At 67.5% G+C, this 17191-nt stretch carries 21 protein-coding genes; 13 read left to right on the top strand and 8 right to left on the bottom strand.

The features are described from left to right. Positions 1 to 198: 198 nt before the first annotated feature. From D5084_RS03145 to D5084_RS03135, 3 genes are read right to left on the bottom strand one after another with little or no spacing between them, the layout of a single operon-like run. Positions 199 to 1578, bottom strand: coding sequence for an L-serine ammonia-lyase (locus D5084_RS03145; RefSeq protein ID WP_128514063.1), 1380 nt, complete (start codon positions 1576 to 1578; stop codon positions 199 to 201). Then, positions 1578 to 2243 carry a glutathione S-transferase family protein gene (locus D5084_RS18415; protein ID WP_162302365.1) on the bottom strand — a complete coding sequence of 222 codons (666 nt, stop codon included), beginning with the start codon at positions 2241 to 2243 and terminating at the stop codon, positions 1578 to 1580. The genes D5084_RS03145 and D5084_RS18415 overlap by 1 nt, the downstream gene beginning before the upstream one ends. Continuing rightward, positions 2240 to 2920 carry a glutathione S-transferase family protein gene (locus tag D5084_RS03135; RefSeq protein WP_128514061.1) on the bottom strand — a complete coding sequence of 227 codons (681 nt, stop codon included), beginning with the start codon at positions 2918 to 2920 and terminating at the stop codon, positions 2240 to 2242. Before D5084_RS03135 ends, D5084_RS18415 begins: the two co-directional genes overlap by 4 nt. 164 nt (positions 2921 to 3084) lie before the next feature. On the opposite strand from D5084_RS03135, the gene D5084_RS03130 reads away from it, so the two are divergent. The 7 genes from D5084_RS03130 to D5084_RS03100 all read left to right on the top strand — a co-directional run bounded on the left by D5084_RS03130 (position 3085) and on the right by D5084_RS03100 (position 10009). Beyond that, a complete protein-coding gene (locus tag D5084_RS03130; RefSeq protein WP_128514060.1) occupies positions 3085 to 3624 on the top strand; it encodes an EF-hand domain-containing protein in 540 nt (179 codons plus the stop codon). A gap of 100 nt (positions 3625 to 3724) precedes the next feature. Further along, the gene (gene rpiA / locus D5084_RS03125) at positions 3725 to 4510 is read left to right on the top strand and encodes a ribose-5-phosphate isomerase RpiA (protein WP_128514059.1); all 786 of its coding nucleotides are present in this window, start codon (positions 3725 to 3727) and stop codon (positions 4508 to 4510) included. A 141-nt stretch (positions 4511 to 4651) separates the two neighbouring features. Continuing rightward, positions 4652 to 6010 carry a glutathione-disulfide reductase gene (gor, locus tag D5084_RS03120; protein WP_128514058.1) on the top strand — a complete coding sequence of 453 codons (1359 nt, stop codon included), beginning with the start codon at positions 4652 to 4654 and terminating at the stop codon, positions 6008 to 6010. 74 nt (positions 6011 to 6084) lie between these two features. Further along, positions 6085 to 7263 (top strand): FtsH protease activity modulator HflK, encoded by a 1179-nt coding sequence (gene hflK / locus D5084_RS03115; RefSeq protein ID WP_128514057.1) that lies wholly within the window; start codon positions 6085 to 6087, stop codon positions 7261 to 7263. Beyond that, positions 7263 to 8210, top strand: a complete 948-nt coding sequence (gene hflC / locus D5084_RS03110) for a protease modulator HflC (protein ID WP_435532656.1) — start codon at positions 7263 to 7265, stop codon at positions 8208 to 8210. Before hflK ends, hflC begins: the two co-directional genes overlap by 1 nt. Continuing rightward, positions 8207 to 8395 (top strand): DUF2065 domain-containing protein, encoded by a 189-nt coding sequence (locus tag D5084_RS03105; RefSeq protein WP_128514055.1) that lies wholly within the window; start codon positions 8207 to 8209, stop codon positions 8393 to 8395. The genes hflC and D5084_RS03105 overlap by 4 nt, the downstream gene beginning before the upstream one ends. Positions 8396 to 8554: 159 nt before the next feature. Continuing rightward, on the top strand, positions 8555 to 10009 hold the full coding sequence (locus D5084_RS03100; protein WP_238382506.1) for a DegQ family serine endoprotease: 1455 nt from the start codon (positions 8555 to 8557) through the stop codon (positions 10007 to 10009). Positions 10010 to 10111: 102 nt separating this feature from the next. Here D5084_RS03100 and D5084_RS03095 read toward each other — a convergent pair whose 3' ends face one another. Beyond that, positions 10112 to 10513 (bottom strand): OB-fold nucleic acid binding domain-containing protein, encoded by a 402-nt coding sequence (locus D5084_RS03095; protein ID WP_128514054.1) that lies wholly within the window; start codon positions 10511 to 10513, stop codon positions 10112 to 10114. A 105-nt stretch (positions 10514 to 10618) separates the two neighbouring features. On the opposite strand from D5084_RS03095, the gene D5084_RS03090 reads away from it, so the two are divergent. Next, positions 10619 to 10942, top strand: a complete 324-nt coding sequence (locus D5084_RS03090; RefSeq protein WP_128514053.1) for a 2Fe-2S iron-sulfur cluster-binding protein — start codon at positions 10619 to 10621, stop codon at positions 10940 to 10942. Between the two features lie 75 nt (positions 10943 to 11017). Here D5084_RS03090 and D5084_RS03085 read toward each other — a convergent pair whose 3' ends face one another. Together D5084_RS03085 and D5084_RS03080 are read right to left on the bottom strand one after the other, a co-directional pair. After that, on the bottom strand, positions 11018 to 11425 hold the full coding sequence (locus D5084_RS03085; protein ID WP_128514052.1) for a hypothetical protein: 408 nt from the start codon (positions 11423 to 11425) through the stop codon (positions 11018 to 11020). Positions 11426 to 11517: 92 nt separating this feature from the next. Further along, positions 11518 to 12720 (bottom strand): pyridoxal phosphate-dependent aminotransferase, encoded by a 1203-nt coding sequence (locus D5084_RS03080; protein WP_128514051.1) that lies wholly within the window; start codon positions 12718 to 12720, stop codon positions 11518 to 11520. A gap of 84 nt (positions 12721 to 12804) precedes the next feature. On the opposite strand from D5084_RS03080, the gene D5084_RS03075 reads away from it, so the two are divergent. Both D5084_RS03075 and D5084_RS03070 read left to right on the top strand, forming a co-directional pair. Then, positions 12805 to 13080, top strand: a complete 276-nt coding sequence (locus tag D5084_RS03075; protein ID WP_128514050.1) for an FAD assembly factor SdhE — start codon at positions 12805 to 12807, stop codon at positions 13078 to 13080. A gap of 77 nt (positions 13081 to 13157) precedes the next feature. Then, the gene (locus D5084_RS03070; RefSeq protein ID WP_128514049.1) at positions 13158 to 13655 is read left to right on the top strand and encodes a MarR family winged helix-turn-helix transcriptional regulator; all 498 of its coding nucleotides are present in this window, start codon (positions 13158 to 13160) and stop codon (positions 13653 to 13655) included. Between the two features lie 120 nt (positions 13656 to 13775). Here D5084_RS03070 and D5084_RS03065 read toward each other — a convergent pair whose 3' ends face one another. Further along, complete coding sequence (locus tag D5084_RS03065) at positions 13776 to 14225, bottom strand: DUF1178 family protein (protein ID WP_128514048.1); 450 nt, start codon at positions 14223 to 14225, stop codon at positions 13776 to 13778. A 54-nt stretch (positions 14226 to 14279) separates the two neighbouring features. Further along, on the bottom strand, positions 14280 to 14819 hold the full coding sequence (locus D5084_RS03060) for an NUDIX hydrolase (RefSeq protein ID WP_128514047.1): 540 nt from the start codon (positions 14817 to 14819) through the stop codon (positions 14280 to 14282). 164 nt (positions 14820 to 14983) lie between these two features. On the opposite strand from D5084_RS03060, the gene D5084_RS03055 reads away from it, so the two are divergent. The 3 genes from D5084_RS03055 to thpR are packed head-to-tail and all read left to right on the top strand — an operon-like array spanning position 14984 to position 17174. Then, on the top strand, positions 14984 to 15499 hold the full coding sequence (locus tag D5084_RS03055) for a glutathione peroxidase (RefSeq protein WP_128514046.1): 516 nt from the start codon (positions 14984 to 14986) through the stop codon (positions 15497 to 15499). Further along, entirely contained in the window at positions 15496 to 16635 is a 1140-nt protein-coding gene (locus D5084_RS03050; RefSeq protein ID WP_238382505.1) for an acetoin utilization protein AcuC, read from the top strand. Before D5084_RS03055 ends, D5084_RS03050 begins: the two co-directional genes overlap by 4 nt. Continuing rightward, positions 16632 to 17174: an RNA 2',3'-cyclic phosphodiesterase gene (thpR, locus tag D5084_RS03045; protein WP_128514045.1), complete on the top strand. Its 543-nt coding sequence runs from the start codon at positions 16632 to 16634 to the stop codon at positions 17172 to 17174. Before D5084_RS03050 ends, thpR begins: the two co-directional genes overlap by 4 nt. Positions 17175 to 17191: the final 17 nt, after the last annotated feature.

Below are 17191 nucleotides of genomic sequence, written 5' to 3'. Positions count from 1 at the left end.
GCCTGCCTGAAAGCGACATCGCGGGGGGGCGGGGCGGTTTTCGGATCGAGCGCTGACGCGCAAGCCTTTCGTCTCGTCGTCGGCCTGCGCCTCCTCCTCGGGCGATGGGGGCGCTGCCCCCAGACCCCCGGAGTATTTGGAAAAAGAGCAAGGGGATTTGCTCTTTTCCCAAATACTCCCGCCGGAGGCACCCTTTGGTCAGCAGTTCGGGACGTTGACGGCAAGGCCGCCGAGGCTGGTTTCCTTGTATTTCTCGTGCATGTCGCGGCCGGTCTGGCGCATCGTCTCGATGCAGACGTCGAGGGAGACGAGGTGCCGGCCATCGCCCCGAAGCGAGAGGGAGGCGGCGGAGACCGCCTTGATCGCGCCGAGGCCGTTCCGTTCGATGCAGGGCACCTGGACCAGACCCTTCACCGGGTCGCAGGTCATGCCGAGGTGGTGCTCCAGCGCGATCTCGGCGGCGTTTTCCACCTGTTCCGGGGTGCCGCCCAGCACGGCGCAAAGCCCGGCGGCGGCCATGGCGGCGGCGCTGCCCACCTCGGCCTGGCAGCCGCATTCCGCGCCCGAGATCGAGGCGTTGTGCTTGCACAGGCCGCCAATGGCCGCAGCGGTCAGAAGGAAATCGCCCACCCGGGCCGTCGAGGCGCCCGGGACGTGGTCGAGGTAGTAGCGCAGGACCGCCGGGACCACGCCCGCGGCGCCGTTGGTGGGGGCGGTGACGACCTGACCGCCGGCGGCGTTTTCCTCGTTCACGGCCATCGCGTAAAGCGACATCCAGTCGTTGATCGTGTGCGGCGGGGTCAGGTTCAGCCCGCGTTCGGCCAGAAGCGCATCGTGGATGCCCTTGGCCCGTCTGCGCACCTTCAGGCCCCCGGGCAGGATGCCTTCGCCCTTCATGCCGCGGTTGATGCAGTCGTTCATCACCTGCCAGATGCGGGCGATGCCGGCGTCCAGTTCGGCACTGGTGCGGAACTTCAGCTCGTTCGCCCGCTTCATCTGGGCGATGGTCAGCCCGGATTTGCGCGCCATCTCCAGCATTTCGGCGGCAGTCTCGAAGGGCCAGGGCACATCGGCGCGCGCCCTGGCCCCGGTGCCACCGGCATCGGCCAGTTCGGAGGCGGTCAGGACGAAGCCGCCGCCGATGGAGTAGTAGGTCTCTTCCAGGATCACGTCGCCCTGGGCGTCGGTGGCCCTGAGGATCATGCCGTTGGCGTGACCCGGCAGGGGTGGGCCGTAGTCGAAGACAAGGTCCTTGCCGGGGTCGAAGAAAAGGGTGCCGAGGCCCGGAGCCTCGATCGCCTTCGTCTCCCTGATCCTCGCCAGCACCGCTTCGGCTTTGTCGGCGTCGTAGGTGTCGGGCGCAAAGCCCGCGAGGCCGAGGATCGTCGCCCGGTCCGTCGCGTGGCCGACCCCGGTGAAGGCCAGCGAGCCGTGCAGCGACGCGCGCAAGCCGTGGAAATGGAAGGGCGAGGCGCGCATCGTGTCCAGAAAGCGCGCGGCGGCGACCATCGGGCCCATGGTGTGGCTGGAGGAGGGGCCGATGCCCACCTTGAACATGTCGAAGACGGAAAGGAACATCAGGAACCCGGGTTGGTGAAAGGGGTGGGGCCAAGGCGGTCCGACGCCGCGACACGCAGCGCGGCGGGGCGTGCCTCATGTGCGGCGAGGACGGCTTTCAGATGGGGGAAATCGTCGATCCTGATGCCGTAGGGCGGTGGTGGCAGCAGGATCAGCCAGCGCACGAGGAGGCCGATGTAGTAGCCCAGGACACCGGGGTGGTCCGCCGACAGCCAGCGCGGGTTTCGCGTGGCGATCAGCTGCTCGATCAGCCCAAGCCGGGCGATGATCTGTTCCTGCGCGGCGGCCTGGGCGGCGGCGCTGTTCGCCTCGCCCGCCGGACGGTGCGGGTAGAACATGGCCAGCGCCGCCTGGTGCAGCGCATTCGAGGTGAAGAAGAGCCAGGACAGGAACGCACCCCGGTCGGGATCGGTCGGGCCGGGACCAAGCCGGCCGCTGCGGTCCACCAGCCAGAGCAGGATCGCGCCGGTCTCGAACATCGGGCCGTCGTCGGTCTCGAGCGCCGGGATCAGGCCCACCGGGTTCACCTGCCGGTATTCGGGCGAAGCGAGTGCGCCGCCCTCGATGTCGACGATGGCCAGGGTATGCGGCAGTTCCAGCTCCTCCAGCGCGAAGCGGACGATGGTCGAGGCGAAGTCGGGCGCATGGTGCAGGGTCAGGGTCACAGGACAGATCCTTCCGGCGGGTTCGGCTGTTCGGGGTTGGTGAAGGGATGGGGGCCGAGGCCTTCGGCGCGGGCGACGACCGGGGTCTCGACGCGCGCCTCTTGCGCACGGGCCAGTGCGGCGAGGGTCGGGTAGTCGGCCAGGTCCAGCCAGCGCGGACCGTCGACCGGGTAAAGTGCGGCCCAGCGGGTCAGGACCACGGTGTAGACGCCCAGCGGCCGTCCGGCGGCGAACAGCGCCGGATGCGCCCGGGCCGCGCTGTCCAGCAGGCCGAAGTGGCGCAGCATCCGGGCCGACATGATCTCGTGATGCGCGGCATGGGCGTCGGCGGGGGCGTACTGGTGCGGGTAGAAGATCGTGCGCAGGTCGGCATGCGCGGTGTTCGACAGGAAGAACAGCCATTTCAGGAAGGCCGGGCGGTCGGGGTCGGCGGGGCCGGGACCAAGCCTGTGCATGTCCGTCAGCCACAAGAGGATCGCACCGGTTTCCGAGATCGGCCCGACGGGCGTTTCCAGCGTCGGGATCAGCCCGGTCGGGTTCAGCGCGCGATAGGCGGGGCCGTCCTGCTGCCGGGTGCGCCGGTCGACCAGCGCCGTCCGGTACGGGATGCCCGCGCCATCCAGCACGAGGCGGATGACGAGCGAGGCATTGTCCGGGGCGTAGTGCAGGCGATACATCGGCGGCTTCCGTGGGCAGCAGGGGCAGGGTTGCGCAACTCTGGGCACATCGCTGCGAAAAAAGCGACCCTCTGCAGTCATTCGACGCTTCGGGGCCTCCGGCGTTAACCGTCTGGCAACCCTGATCGGGTCAGACTGCGCCGTGACAGGCGAGGGAGGTCGGAATGCGGCGGCGGATGATGATGGCGGTGCTGATGGCGATGGGGCTGGCGCGGGCCGCTTCGGCACAGGACTCCATTGCCGATCTGCGGGTCGGGGGCGACCCGGACCGGTTCGTCGCCGATGTGACCGACCTGATCGCAGGGTTCGGCGGGCCGCAGGGCCTGACGGCAGCCGGGATCGAGGACCATATCGCGCTGGGGCGTGCCGGGGCGCGGGCATCGGCCTTGCGCCGCCTTCTGGCGATGGACCTGGACGGGGACGGGGCGCTGGATCGCGCCGAGATGAAGGTCAGCCAGCGCGCGGCCAGCGCCGCGATGCGGGGCCGGATGGAACGGCAGTTCATCGCGGCAGATGGCGATGGCGACGGGCGGATCAGCCCGGTCGAGATGGCAGAGGTCGGGCGGACCGCGGCCCTGCGCGCGCTGGGCGAGGCGGAGGCAGAGGCGCTGCGGGCGCTGATGTCGCTGGACCGCAACGGCGATGCTGCCCTGACGCGGGACGAGGTTGCCGCCGCGATCATCCCGCCGGACAAGGCGACATGACGACCTGCACCCCGGCCGATCGGCAGCGGGACCGGTCTGAACCCTCTCGCCCTGCGGCGGACTTTGCGCTATTGCGGGGCGACCAAGAGGGGATTTCGCCATGGCTGCCGAACTTTCACCCATCGACCAGGCCAAATACGTCGCGGCGCGGCGGTCGGTGGATTTCGTCGAATCCGGGATGAAGCTGGGGCTGGGCACCGGATCGACCGCAGCCTGGATGGTGCGCTGCCTGGCCGAGCGGGTGCGGGACGAAGGGCTGGAGGTCACCTGCGTCCCGACCTCGACGCGGACGGCGGATCTGGCGAAGGCCAGCGGTCTGACGGTCGTCGCCCTGGACGAGGTGAAATGGCTGGACCTGACCATCGACGGCGCGGACGAGTTCGACCAGAACCTCAACCTCATCAAGGGCGGCGGGGCGGCGCTGTTGCAGGAAAAGATCGTGGCCACCGCCAGCGACCGGATGATCGTGATCGCCGACGCGGCCAAGGAAGTGGCACAGCTGGGGGCCTTTCCCCTGCCGGTCGAGGTGGTCCCCTTCGGCTGGCAGACCACCAAGGCGCTGATCGAGGAGACGCTGTACAGCCTGGACGTGATGAACCGCGAGGTCAGCCTGCGGATGGTGGGCGACGCGCCCTTGCGGACGGATGAGGGGCATTACCTGCTGGACCTGAACCTGAAACGGATCGGCAATCCCCGGCAGCTGGCGCTGGTCCTGAACCAGATCCCCGGCGTGGTGGAAAACGGGCTGTTCATCGACATCTGCGACATCGTGGTGATCGGCCACGGCGATGGGCGCGTGACGGTGCGCGACATCAACTCGGGCCGGATCGAGACCGGCGCGGTCGACCTGACCGAAAGCCGCAACATCTTTGCCGATCTGGATTGACGGGCGAAGGCGGGACGGCGGTAAGCGAAGCGCGGGACCGGCAGTTACCGAAAGGGAACCGAGACGTGCGGCTTCGGGCTTCCGTCGCGACGCGCGAGGGCATAGCTGGGACACAGGACTGGACTGCGGGCGGGGCATGGCATGACCTTCGACTACGATCTCTTCGTCATCGGCGGCGGCTCGGGTGGCGTGCGGGCGGCGCGGGTCGCGTCGGGCGAGTATGGCGCGAAGGTGGGGCTGGCCGAGGAAAGCCGGATGGGCGGCACCTGCGTCATCCGGGGCTGCGTGCCGAAGAAGCTGATGGTCTTTGCCAGCGGGTTTCCCGCAATGGTCGAGGAAGCGCAGGCCTATGGCTGGAAGATCAAGGCCGGGGCCTTCGACTGGCGGGCTTTCCGCACGCATCTGGAAGCGGAACTCGACCGGCTGGAGGGCGCCTATCGCAACACGCTGAAGACCGCAGGGGTGATCGTCCATGACGACCGCGCGACGGTGGTCGATCCGCATCGGGTGCGGCTCGCCTCGGGGCAGGAGGTCACGGCCAGGCACATCCTTGTGGCGACCGGCGGGCGGCCCTTCGTGCCCGAGTTTCCGGGGTCGGATCTGGCCGTCACCTCGAACGAGATGTTCCATCTGGACGCGCTGCCGAAGCGGGCCCTGGTGGTGGGAGGTGGCTATATCGCCAGCGAATTCGCCTGCATACTGAACGGGTTGGGGGTCAAGGTCAGCCAGTATTATCGGGGTGCGCAGATCCTGCGCGGCTTTGATGACGAGGCGCGGGGCCATGTGGCGAACGCGATGCAGGCGCAAGGCATCGCGATCCATTGCGGCACCGATGTGATGCGGCTGGAAAAGACCGCGACCGGCATCCGCGCCGTGGCGACCGATGGGTCCGAGGCGGAATATGATCTGGTGCTCTACGCCACCGGCCGCCGCCCGAACACCGAGGGCCTCGGGCTGGAGGGGATCGGCATCACGCTGGGCCGCAGCGGCGAGATTCCGGTGGACCGTTTCAGCCAGACCGCCGTGCCTTCGGTCTTTGCGGTGGGGGATGTCACCGGCCGGATCAACCTGACCCCCGTGGCGATCCGCGAGGGCCATGCCTTTGCCGACACCGTCTTTGGCGGCAAACCCACGGCCTTCGACCACAAGCTGGTCGCCTCGGCGATCTTCACGCAGCCGGAAATGGGCAGCGTCGGCCTGTCCGAGGAAGCGGCGCGGGAGCAAGAGCCGATCGAGGTCTACTCGACCGCCTTCCGCCCGATGAAGACCGCCTTTGCCGGCAAGCCGGACCGTGTGCTGATGAAGCTGATCGTCTCGCAGGCCACGCGGAAGGTTCTTGGCTGTCACATTGTCGCACCGGAGGCGGGCGAGATGATCCAGCTGGCGGCCATCGCGATCGGGATGGGGGCCACGAAAGAGCAATTCGACGCGACCTGCGCGGTCCATCCGACGATGGCCGAAGAGCTGGTGACGATGCGAAAACCGGTGCGAACCGCCTGAGAGCGGGACGCGACGGGTTGATTTCCGGCTGGATATGACCAGCTTAGGGTAAAGGTCTGGAAGAGGTTCGATCAATGGCAGGAAGTGGCGGTCCCTGGGGCGGCGGTGGCGGCTCGGGCGGGGATGACCGGGGCGGCAGGGGCAACAACGACGACGACCGTCGCGCCGGGCGGCCGGCTCAGGGCGGGGGACAGATCCCCGAGATCGACCAGCTGATGAAGAAGGGGCAGGAACAGCTGCGCGTGCTGATGGGCGGGCGCGGCAATCGCGGCACGGGCGGGTCCGGCGGCGATCCCGAAGGTCCGATCTTCACCAGGCAGGGCCTGGCCCTTGGCGCGCTTGCGCTGATCGCGGTCTGGTCCTTCATGTCCTTCTACACCGTGCGGCCCGAAGAACGCTCGGTCGAGCTGTTCCTGGGCGAAAGCGCAGGCGTGGGCAATCCGGGCCTGAACTTCGCGCCCTGGCCCATCGTGACCTACGAAAAGGTCCAGGTGACCGGCGAACGCACGACGGACATCGGCACCGTGCCGGGCAGCAACGACAAGGGTCTGATGCTGACGCGCGACCAGAACATCGTCGACATCGGCTTTCAGGTGGTCTGGAACATCTCGGACCCCGAGAAATATCTCTTCAACCTCGTCGATCCCGAAGAGGCGATCCGCGCGGTCAGCGAAAGTGCGATGCGCGACATCATCGCCCGGTCGGAACTGTCGCCGATCCTGAACCGCGACCGGGGTGTCATCGCCGCGGATCTGCGGACGGCGGTGCAGTCGACGCTTGACAGCTACAATGCCGGGATCACCGTGATCCGGGTCAACCTGCAGACCGCCCAGCCCCCGCGCGAGGTGATCGACGCCTTCCGTGCCGTGCAGGCCGCCCAGCAGGAACGCGACCGGCTCGAGAAAGAGGCCGACGCCTATGCCAACCAGGTCACCGCCGGCGCCCGGGGCGAGGCGGCGCGGCTTCTGGAAGACGCCGAGGCCTATCGCGCCCAGGCCGTGAACGGCGCCAAGGGTGAGGCGGCGCGCTTCCTGTCGGTCTACTCCGAATACGTGAAGGCGCCCGAGGTGACCCGGCGGCGGCTATATCTCGAAACGATGGAACGGGTGCTTGGCGGCATGAACAAGGTGATCCTCGATGGCGTCTCGGGCGGTGAGGCGGGGCAGGGCGTGGTGCCCTTCCTGCCGCTGAACGAGCTGGGACGGATGGCGCCCAGCCAGGGCGGCGGCGCCGTGGCAGGGGGGAACAACTGATGCGCGCGATCTATCTTGTCCCCGCCTTCGTGGTGCTTCTGGTGCTGGTCCTGTCCTCGGTCTTCATCGTGGACGAACGCAAGAAGGCGCTGGTGCTGCAATTCGGCCAGGTCGTCCAGGTCAAGGAGGACCCCGGCCTTGGCTTCAAGATCCCGCTGATGCAGGACGTGGTGTTGTATGAGGACCGTATCCTCGGCCTTCAGACCCAGCCGATCGAGGTCACGCTTCTGTCCGACCGCCGTCTGGTGGTGGATGCCTTCGCCCGCTGGCGCATCGTCAATCTGGTGGAGTTCCGCCAGTCGGTCGGCACCGCGGGGGAAGAGCGCGCCCGGCAGCTTCTGAGCAACATCCTCAGCCAGGCGATCCCGGAAGTTCTGGGCAACGCCACGCAGGAACAGGTGCTGTCGCAGGACCGTGCCGGCCTGATGAACCAGATCCTGACCATCGCCAAGCGCGAAGGCCAGGCCCTTGGCATCGACGTGATCGACGTGCGGCTGACCCGCACCGACCTGCCCGAACAGAACCTCGAGGCGACCTTCGCCCGGATGCGCGCCGAACGTGACCGCGAGGCGGCGGACGAACGCGCCCGCGGCGGCGAGGCCGCGCAGCGGGTGCGGGCGGCGGCGGACCGGACGGTGGTCGAGCTGACCTCGGACGCCCGGCGTCAGGCCGACGTGATCCGCGGCGAGGCCGATGCCGAACGCAACGGCATCCTGGCCGAAGCCTATGGCCAGGACCCGGAGTTCTTTGCCTTCATCCGGTCGCTTGCGGCCTATGAGGCCAGCCTCAAGGGTGCCAATTCGTCCATCGTGATGCAGCCCGACAGCGAGTTCTTCGACTATCTGCGGTCGGATGCCGGGCGCGCAAGCGGGGCGTCGGTCGGGCCGACGACTCCCGCCCCGGCGCCAGCGGCACCAGCGGTCGAAGGGGCTCCGACCAACCCGTGAGCCAGGTCGTCCTGGCCCTGGGGCTGGTTCTGGCGATCGAGGGGCTGGTGCTTGCGCTGGCCCCGCGCCGGATCGAGGATGCGCTGCGGCTGATCGCGGCGCTGCCCCCGGACCAGCGCCGCCTGATCGGGCTTTGCGCGCTTGCGCTGGGTGTGCTGATCGTCTGGCTGGTCAAGGCAGCCTGATCCGCCACCCCGGCGCGACATTTGCGTTCACATCCCTTTGAAGCGCCGCGACGGGGTTTGCATTGCGGGGGCCTTCCACTAACTGTTTTGTCAGCAGCGACGGGGAGAGGCTGTTCCGGCCGCCACCCCTGCCTGACCCGATGAACAGGAGTTCACATCGTGCCCGACCTCTCCCCTTCCATCCGCGCTGCCCTCCGCTCCAGCACGCTTCTGGCGCTGGTCCTGGGTTTCGGTCTCAGTGTCGCCCCGGCCAGCGATGTCCAGGCCTTCAGCGCCCCCGAGAGTTTTGCCGAACTGGCCGAGAAGATCAGCCCTTCGGTCGTGAACATCACCACAAGTACCGTGGTCGCCGCCCCGGCGGATGGGATGCCCATGGTGCCCGAAGGCAGCCCGTTCCAGGATTTCTTCGATGACTTCGGCGCGCCCGGTCAGCGGGGACCGCAGCGGTCCGAGGCGCTGGGATCGGGCTTCGTCATCAGCGAGGACGGCTATATCGTCACCAACAACCACGTCATCGAAGGTGCCGACGATATCGAGATCGAGTTCTTTTCAGGCAAGAAGCTGAAGGCAAAGCTGGTCGGCACCGATCCAAAGACGGATATTGCGCTGCTGAAGGTCGAAAGCGACACACCGCTGCCCTTCGTCAGCTTCGGCAACAGCGACCTGATGCGCGTGGGCGACTGGGTCATGGCCATGGGCAACCCGCTGGGCCAGGGCTTCTCGGTCAGCGCGGGCATCGTCTCGGCCCGCGGACGCGAGTTGAAGGGCGCCTATGACGATTACATCCAGACCGACGCGGCGATCAACCGCGGCAACTCCGGCGGGCCCTTGTTCAACATGGACGGCCAGGTTGTGGGGGTGAACACCGCGATCCTGTCGCCCAACGGCGGGTCGATCGGCATCGGCTTCTCGATGTCCTCGAACGTGGTGGCCAAGGTCGTCGATCAGCTGAAGCAATATGGCGAGACCCGGCGCGGCTGGCTGGGCGTGCGCATTCAGGACGTCTCGCCCGAGATCGCGGAATCGATGGGGCTTGAGGTGGCGGCGGGCGCGCTGGTGTCGGACGTTCCTGATGGTCCGGCCAAGGCGGCCGGGATCAAGGCCGGCGACGTCATCACCCGCTTTGCCGGGCAGGAAGTCGCAAGTGCCGGCGATCTGACCCGCCGGGTGGCCGATGCGCCGATCGGCGAGGCGGTCCCCGTGATCGTGCTGCGCGGCGGCAAGACCGAGACCTTGCAGGTCACGCTGGGTCGCCGCGAGGAGGCCGAGGCGGCGGCGGTGCCGGCTTCGGCTCCGGCAGAGGCCGGTCCCAAGGAAATGGAGACGATGGGCCTGACGCTGGCACCCGTGGACGACGAGATGCGCGCCAGGCTGGGGCTGGAGCCTTCGGTGCAGGGGCTGATGGTCCTTGGCGTCGATCAGGCCTCCGAGGCCTTCACCAAGGGCCTGGCCGAAGGCGACATCATCACCGAGGTCGGCCAGCAGAAGGTGGTGCGGTTGCAGGATCTGAAGGACCGGATCAAGGAAGCGAAGGATGCAGGCCGCAAGTCGATCCTGCTTCTGGTCCGCCGCGGCGGCGACCCGCGCTTTGTGGCGCTGTCGATCGAGGACTGAGCGCCGGAGTCAGGCTTTGGAATGGCGGCGGGGTCCTCTTCGCCGCCGTTTCGATTCCGGGGGGCGGAATTTTGCCGGTTTGGTTTCTTCGAAGAAATCGGGTTACGGCTGGTCTCCCGCCCGCGCCCCGTCATGCCGGAAGCCGGGATCCAGAAGCCGGTCCAGAAGCGGTGACAGGTCCTCGATCCGCTCGGCCACCACATGCACCACCCCCGCCTCGCGCTGAAGCCGTCCCGTCACCCGCAGCAGCCGCCCCGCGATCACTGCCCGGCGGAAGCGTTCGTAGACATTGGCCCAGACGACGACGTTCGCCGTCCCCGTCTCATCCTCCAGCGTGACGAAGATCACCCCCTTCGCCGTGCCCGGCCGCTGCCGCACCAGCACCAGCCCCGCCACCGTGACCCGCGCGCCGGCCGGAGGCTCGCCCAGCCGGGCGGCCTGCAAGGCGCGGGGCGGGCGCGGCCAGGAGGTGCCGCGCGGGGCAGGGGCAGGCAGCAGCGTCATGCGAACAGTACTAGAACATCCGTGCGGCAAGGCAAGCCCGCGCCCCTCTGGCAAAAGCCGGCAGACTGGCCTATGTCACGTCTGTCGATCCCGGGAGACCCAGACATGGCGAAGATCACTTACGTCGAACACAATGGCAAAGAGCACGTCGTCGAGGTCGCGAACGGCCTGACCGTGATGGAAGGCGCGCGCGACAACGGCATCCCGGGGATCGAGGCCGATTGCGGTGGCGCCTGCGCCTGTTCGACCTGCCATGTCTATGTCGATCCGGCCTGGGTGGATCGCCTGCCGCCGAAGGACCACATGGAAGCCGACATGCTCGACTTCGCCTGGCACCCCGATCCGGTCCGCTCGCGCCTGACCTGCCAGCTCAAAGTGACCGACGCCCTGGATGGCCTGCGCGTGCAGATGCCGGAAAAGCAGATCTGACGACCCGCTCATCGGTGACTTCCTCCCTCGTCGCTGATCTCCGGCGACGAGAAGCCGAAGGCGAACGAGGAGCCCTCAGTCCGTGGTCTTGCCCAGCCGGTCGGCCTTGCGCCGCACCAGCATCGACCGCAGGTCGTGCATCGCCAGCAGAAGCTGGTCCGTCACCGCTTCAAGCTGGGCATCCGTCGCCCGCGACTGCGCCCATTGCGTCGTCAGGTTCAGATGGTCCACCGTGCGCAGGATGTCGTCCACCTCGCGCATGGCAAGCTGCGCCTGACGCGCGGCAAGCCAGTCCTTGATCGCGGCCCGGTCGGCCTCGGTCAGCTGCACCTCGCCATGCGGCTTGATGGTGCCGTTCTTCACATTGACCGTGGCGATCTCGTCCATCTCGATCCGGCGCTGACGGTTTTCGGTGCCCAGACGGAACACCACGGCGCCGTTCTCGCGCACCCGGAAGTAATAATCGGGAAGATCAGCGGTCATTGTTTCTAAATGCCTATTTCGATCACATCAGGACAACCCCGGCGTGCAAGAGATATTCCTTCCCGAGCAAGGCAGAGTCGTCAACCCTGCCGTCAGACAAGACTGGCGCAGAAGGTCTGGATGCGGGCGCAGGCCTCGCGCAGCACCTCGTCCGAGGTGGCATAGCTGACCCGGAAATTGGGCGACAGACCGAAGGCCGCGCCGAAGACGACCGCGACCCCGGTCTCCTCCAGAAGTGCCGTCGCAAAGACCTCGTCGTTGGTGATGACGGTCCCTGCGGGCGTGGCCTTGCCGATGCAGCCCGAGATGTCGGGATAGACGTAGAACGCGCCCTCGGGCCTGGGGCAGCGGATGCCTTGCGCCTGGTTCAGCATCGACACCACCAGATCGCGGCGGCCCTGAAAGACCTTCCGCCAGTCGGCCAGAAACTCCTGCGGGCCCGACAACGCCTCCAGCGCCGCATGCTGGCTGACCGAACAGGGGTTCGAGGTGGACTGGCTCTGGATCGTCCCCATCGCCTTGATCAGGGCCACCGGGCCGCCGCAATAGCCGATCCTCCAGCCGGTCATCGCATAGGCCTTGGACACGCCGTTGCAGGTGAGCGTGCGGTCGTAAAGGCCCGGCTCCACCTCGGCCGGGGTGCAGAATTCGAAATCGTCGAAGACGAGATGTTCGTACATGTCGTCCGACATCACCCAGACATGGGGGTGCCGCATCAGCACATCGGTCAGCGCCTTCAACTCGGCGCGCGTATAGCCCGCGCCCGTGGGGTTGGACGGCGAGTTGAAGATGAACCACTTCGTCTTCGGCGTGATCGCGGCCTCCAGCTGTTCCGGCGTCAGCTTGAAGGCGGTCTCGATGCCCGCCACGACCGGGACAGGCGTGCCGCCCGCCAGCAGCACCATGTCCGGGTAGCTGACCCAGTAGGGTGCGGGGATGATGACCTCGTCACCCGGGTTCAGCGTCGCCATCAGCGCGTTGTAAAGGATCTGCTTTCCGCCGGTGCCGACGCTGATCTGCTGCGGCGTGTAGGTCAGCCCGTTCTCGCGCAGGAACTTGGAACAGATCGCCGCCTTCAGCTCCGGGATGCCGTCCACTGGCGTATACCGGGTCTTGCCGCTGTCGATCGCGCGTTTGGCGGCCTCGCGGATGTTTTCCGGCGTGTCGAAATCCGGCTCGCCCGCGCCCAGACCGATCACGTCGCGGCCCTCGGCCTTCAGCGCCTGTGCCTTCGTGGTCACGGCGATGGTGGGCGAGGGCTTCACCCTGGCCAGCGTGTCGGACAGGAAGGCCATCAACAGCCCCTTTCGATGGTGGAGTTTCCGTTGCGCCTGTCTTAGGGTCCGCCCTGACAGGGTTCAAGCAGGAACGATGGACGAATGGACGAGACGGCTGAAGCGCGCCTGAAGCGGATGAGGATGCGGTCCTGGCGGCGCGGCACCAAGGAGATGGACCTGGTGCTCGGGCCCTTTGCCGATGCGCATCTGGCCGACCTGTCCGTGCCCGATCTCGAGCTTTACGATGCGCTTCTGGCCGAAAACGATCAGGATCTGATGGCCTGGATCCTTGGCCAGTCCGTCCCGCCCGGTGCGCTCGCGCCGCTGCTGGCGCGGATCGCCGCCTTTGCCGAGACGCGGCTGAAAGCGGCAAGATAGGCGAAGTTCTTCGCAAGTTTACGGAATGTTTGCGCTTTGTGCCGATTCTGTCCCCGTCCGAATGGTGGAGAGATGGTATGACGCATTATGCCCCGGTGCTGGATGGATCGCAGAAGGCTTTCCTGTCCTGCTACCTTGACAACCTTGCCCTGGTGGAGCGGCTGCATCGGCTGCTGCTGGATGTGATCAAGGACGAATTCGAACGGCTGAACATCCTCGAGATCAACTCGGTCCAGGCGCTTTTGCTGTTCAACATCGGCGAGAACGAGGTGACGGCCGGCGAATTGAAGTCGCGCGGCTACTATCAGGGCTCGAATGTCAGCTACAACCTGAAGAAGCTGGTGGAACTGGGCTACATGCACCACCAGCGGTCGGAAATCGACCGCCGGTCGGTCCGGGTGCGGCTGACGGACAAGGGGCGCGAGGTGCGGGGGCTGCTGTCGGACCTCTTTGCCCGCCATGCCGAGGGGATCGAGAAGCGGGCGCTGATCGACGCTTCCGGGATGGATGAGATCAACATGTCGCTGAAACGGATGGAACGGTTCTGGACCGAACAGATCCGCTATATCTACTGATCCGCGCGCATCGCCGATCTTGGGCTGTCGTGGCGCGGTCAGACCTTTATCAAAGGTAAATGTCCGCAGCCAACCCCTTGATTTCAGGGGTATCGCAAAAGGCGCCGCGCGCGGCGCGTGTCAGTTGACCTTGCGGGCGGGCAGGAAGGGCAGGGGGGCGACCGGCAGGCCTTCCTCGATCATCGCCCGCGCCTCGTCGGGCCTGGCCTCGCCATGGATCGGCCGCCCCGGGGCTTTTCCGGCATGGATGGCGCGCACCTCGGCCGCGAAGTTCATCCCCACATATTCCGAATTCGCCTCGATCAGCCGCTTCAGCTCGGCAAGTTTCGCCTCCAGCTCGGACGCGGGGGCCGAGAGGTCGGGTCGTCCGGTGGTCTCGGGCGGTGTCGCGGCTGCGGCAGACCGCGCGGGGCGGACGGCGGGGGCCATGAGGTCCTTCGTCACCGAGGTGGAGCCGCAGACCGGGCAGGCCACCTGACCCGCCGCCTGCAACGCCTCGAAGGCGTCGGCGCCCTTGAACCAGCTGTCGAACCCGTGGTCCCCGGAGCAACGAAGACTGTATCGGATCATCTTTCGCCCGTCCGCATCGAAATCAGCCTCTACCTAATGAGGCCCGGCAAAAGGTCAATGCCCGCGGCCCTTGCCGTCGCCGAGGCGCGGGTCCGGGGCGGCGTCGTCATCTTCGGCCGCAATCGGGGCGGGACGACCGTCCTTGGGCGGCGTGAAGCCGGCGATGATCCGCGACAGTTCCGGTTCCGCGACCAGAGCTGCCGCCTCGTCCAGCGGGAACCATTTGCGGCGGCGTTCCTTCATTTCGGGAAAGCTGGAGGCCAGGCTTTCCACCCGCAGCCCGTAGACCGCGACGGCGCAGGGGATCGCGGTGCTGGCCGACAGACATTTCTGATAGCCGAACCGCCCGATGCAGCAGGGATTGATCTGGCCGTGCACGCCCGCCTCTTCCCAGGCCTCTTGCGCGGCGGCGGCCTCGGGGGCCAAACCGGGCATCGGCCAGCCCTTGGGGATGACCCAGCGCCCCGTGTCGCGGCTGGTAATCAGCAGCACTTCCACCCCCTTGCCGCCGTCACGCCAGCACAGGGCGCCATACTGCACCTTCACACCCCCGGCACCGGCATCCCGTGCCTGAATCTTCTGTTGCCAACCCATTCCACGCCTACCTGACCGCCCCTTTTCGGGACTGGCCGCTGCTCGCAATCCTCAACAGCAATATGGCATGATCGTGAAGAAAGTCCCAGCAAATTCAGGATAAGTTGACCAGGACAGAGGTCGGGTTATCTGACTGTGCGGCACAGGATGCAAAAGAGGGCAGCATGATCCGACGTGTGATTACCCTTGTGGCAGGTCTTGCGGCGATGCCTGCCCTGGCGGCCGAGGGGTTCCGCTTTGCCTCGATCGACGGGGGCGAGATCGACCTGGACGAATGGCGCGGCAAGCCGGTGCTGGTGGTCAACACCGCTTCGCTGTGCGGCTATGCCGGGCAGTTCGACGCGTTGCAGGCGCTGCACGAACGGTTCGGTGACCGCGCGCTGATCCTGGCGGTGCCCTCGGACGACTTCAACCAGGAGCTTGCCGATGAGGCAGCCGTCAAGGAATACTGCACACTGACCTTCGATCTGACCCTTCCGATGACGGAAATCACCCATGTCAAGGGCAAGGACGCGCATCCCTTCTATGCCTGGCTGCGCGACAAGACCGGCTTTGTCCCGGGCTGGAACTTCAACAAGGTGTTGATCGCCCCCGACGGCAGCATCGCGGGCACCTTCGGCGCGCCGGTCAAGCCCGAGGGGCCGCAGATCGCGGGCCGGATCGAGGCGATGCTGGAATGATCGAAGGCGCGCCGCCCGTCCGCTTGACGATGGCCGCGCCGCTGTTCATCGGGTCCGAGATCTATCGCGGCTCGTCCTACGGGTCGCGCCACCCGTTGCGGGTGCCCCGGGTCTCGACGGTGATGGACCTTGCCCGCGCCTTGGGCTGGCTGCCACCCGACCGCTTCCGGGCAAGCCCGCGGGCCAAGCCCGCCGCCTTGCAGCTGTGGCACGAGGCCCCCTACGTCGCTGCCTTGCAGCAGGCCGAGGCCTTGGGCGAGGCCACGCCCGAGATGCGCGACCGCTTCCACCTTGGCACCCTGTCGAACCCGGTTTTCCCGCAGGTCTTTCGCCGCCCCGCCACCGGGGCCGGGGGCACGATGCTGGCCGCAGAGCTTCTGGCCCGGACGCCCGGCGTGATCCATGTGCCGGGCGGGGGCACGCATCACGGGTTGCCGGGGCGGGCGAACGGGTTCTGCTATCTCAACGACGTGGTGCTGGGGATCAAGGTCCTGCAACGGGCCGGGCTGGGGCGGATCGTCTATGTCGATCTTGACGCGCATCATTGCGACGGGGTGGAGCTGGCCTTTGCCGCTGATCCGGGGGTGCGGATGATCTCGGTCCACGAAGAGGGGCGCTGGCCGTTTACCGGCGCGCTGGAGGATCGGGCAGGCGGCAGCGCGTTCAACCTGCCGGTGCCCAGGGGTTACAACGACAGCGAGGCGCGGGCCGTGCTGCACGGGTTGATCCTGCCGCGGGTGGCCGAGTTCCGCCCGGACGCGCTGGTGCTGCAATGCGGGGCGGACAGCCTGCGCGAGGACCCGCTGTCGCGGCTGGCCCTGTCGAACCGCGCCTATCTGGAGGCGGTGCGGGCGCTGCTGCCCCTGGCGCCGCGCGTGCTGGTGCTGGGCGGGGGCGGCTACAATCCGTGGTCGGTCGGCAGGCTCTGGACGGCGATCTGGGGCCTTCTGGCGGGACGCGAGCTGCCGGACCGCCTGCCGGAGGCCGCGCAGGACGTGCTGCGGGGGCTGGGCTGGGGCGGGGGCGGCCGACCGGTGCCCGAGCCCGAGATGTGGACGACGCTGCTGGACGCGCCGCGCGAAGGGCCGGTGCGGGAGGAGATCCGGGACCGGCTGGCGGTGCTGGCGCGGCGATGATCCGGGCGTTTCTGGGCATCGACCTGCCGCAGGCCGTGCGCGGGGCGTTGCAGGTGCAACAGGTGCTGATGGCGCTGCCGCGCAAGGTCGAAGCGCAGAACCTGCATCTGACGCTGGTCTTTCTGGGCGAATGTCCCGAGCCGGTGCTGGACGCCGCGCACGAGGGGTTCGACGCCCTGCGCGAAAGGCGGTTCACCCTGTCCTTGCAGGGGCTGGGGCTGTTCGGCAAGGCCAGGCCGCACACGGTCTGGGCCGGTGTCGCGCCTTCGGCTCCGCTGACCCATCTGCAAGCCAAGGTCGAAACCATCGCGCGCCGCGCCGGGTGCCCGATCGACGCGCGCAAGTTCGTGCCGCATGTCACGCTGGGACGGCTGCCCGCGATGGACCCTGCCGACACCGCCCGGCTGGAGCAGGCGGTGGCCCGGGGCGCAGGGTTCCGCAGCGAGCCCTGGGAGGTGAGCGAGCTGACCCTCTGGCGCAGCCATCTGACCGCGCGCGGTCCGCAGTACGAGGTGCTGGTCCGCTATCCGCTGGGCTGAGCCGCCCGTTGCCCTGG

Origin of the sequence: Tabrizicola thermarum, assembly GCF_003574395.1 — a bacterium.
Classification (GTDB): domain Bacteria; phylum Pseudomonadota; class Alphaproteobacteria; order Rhodobacterales; family Rhodobacteraceae; genus Tabrizicola; species Tabrizicola thermarum.
This window is presented reverse-complemented; position numbering and strand designations above follow the sequence as displayed.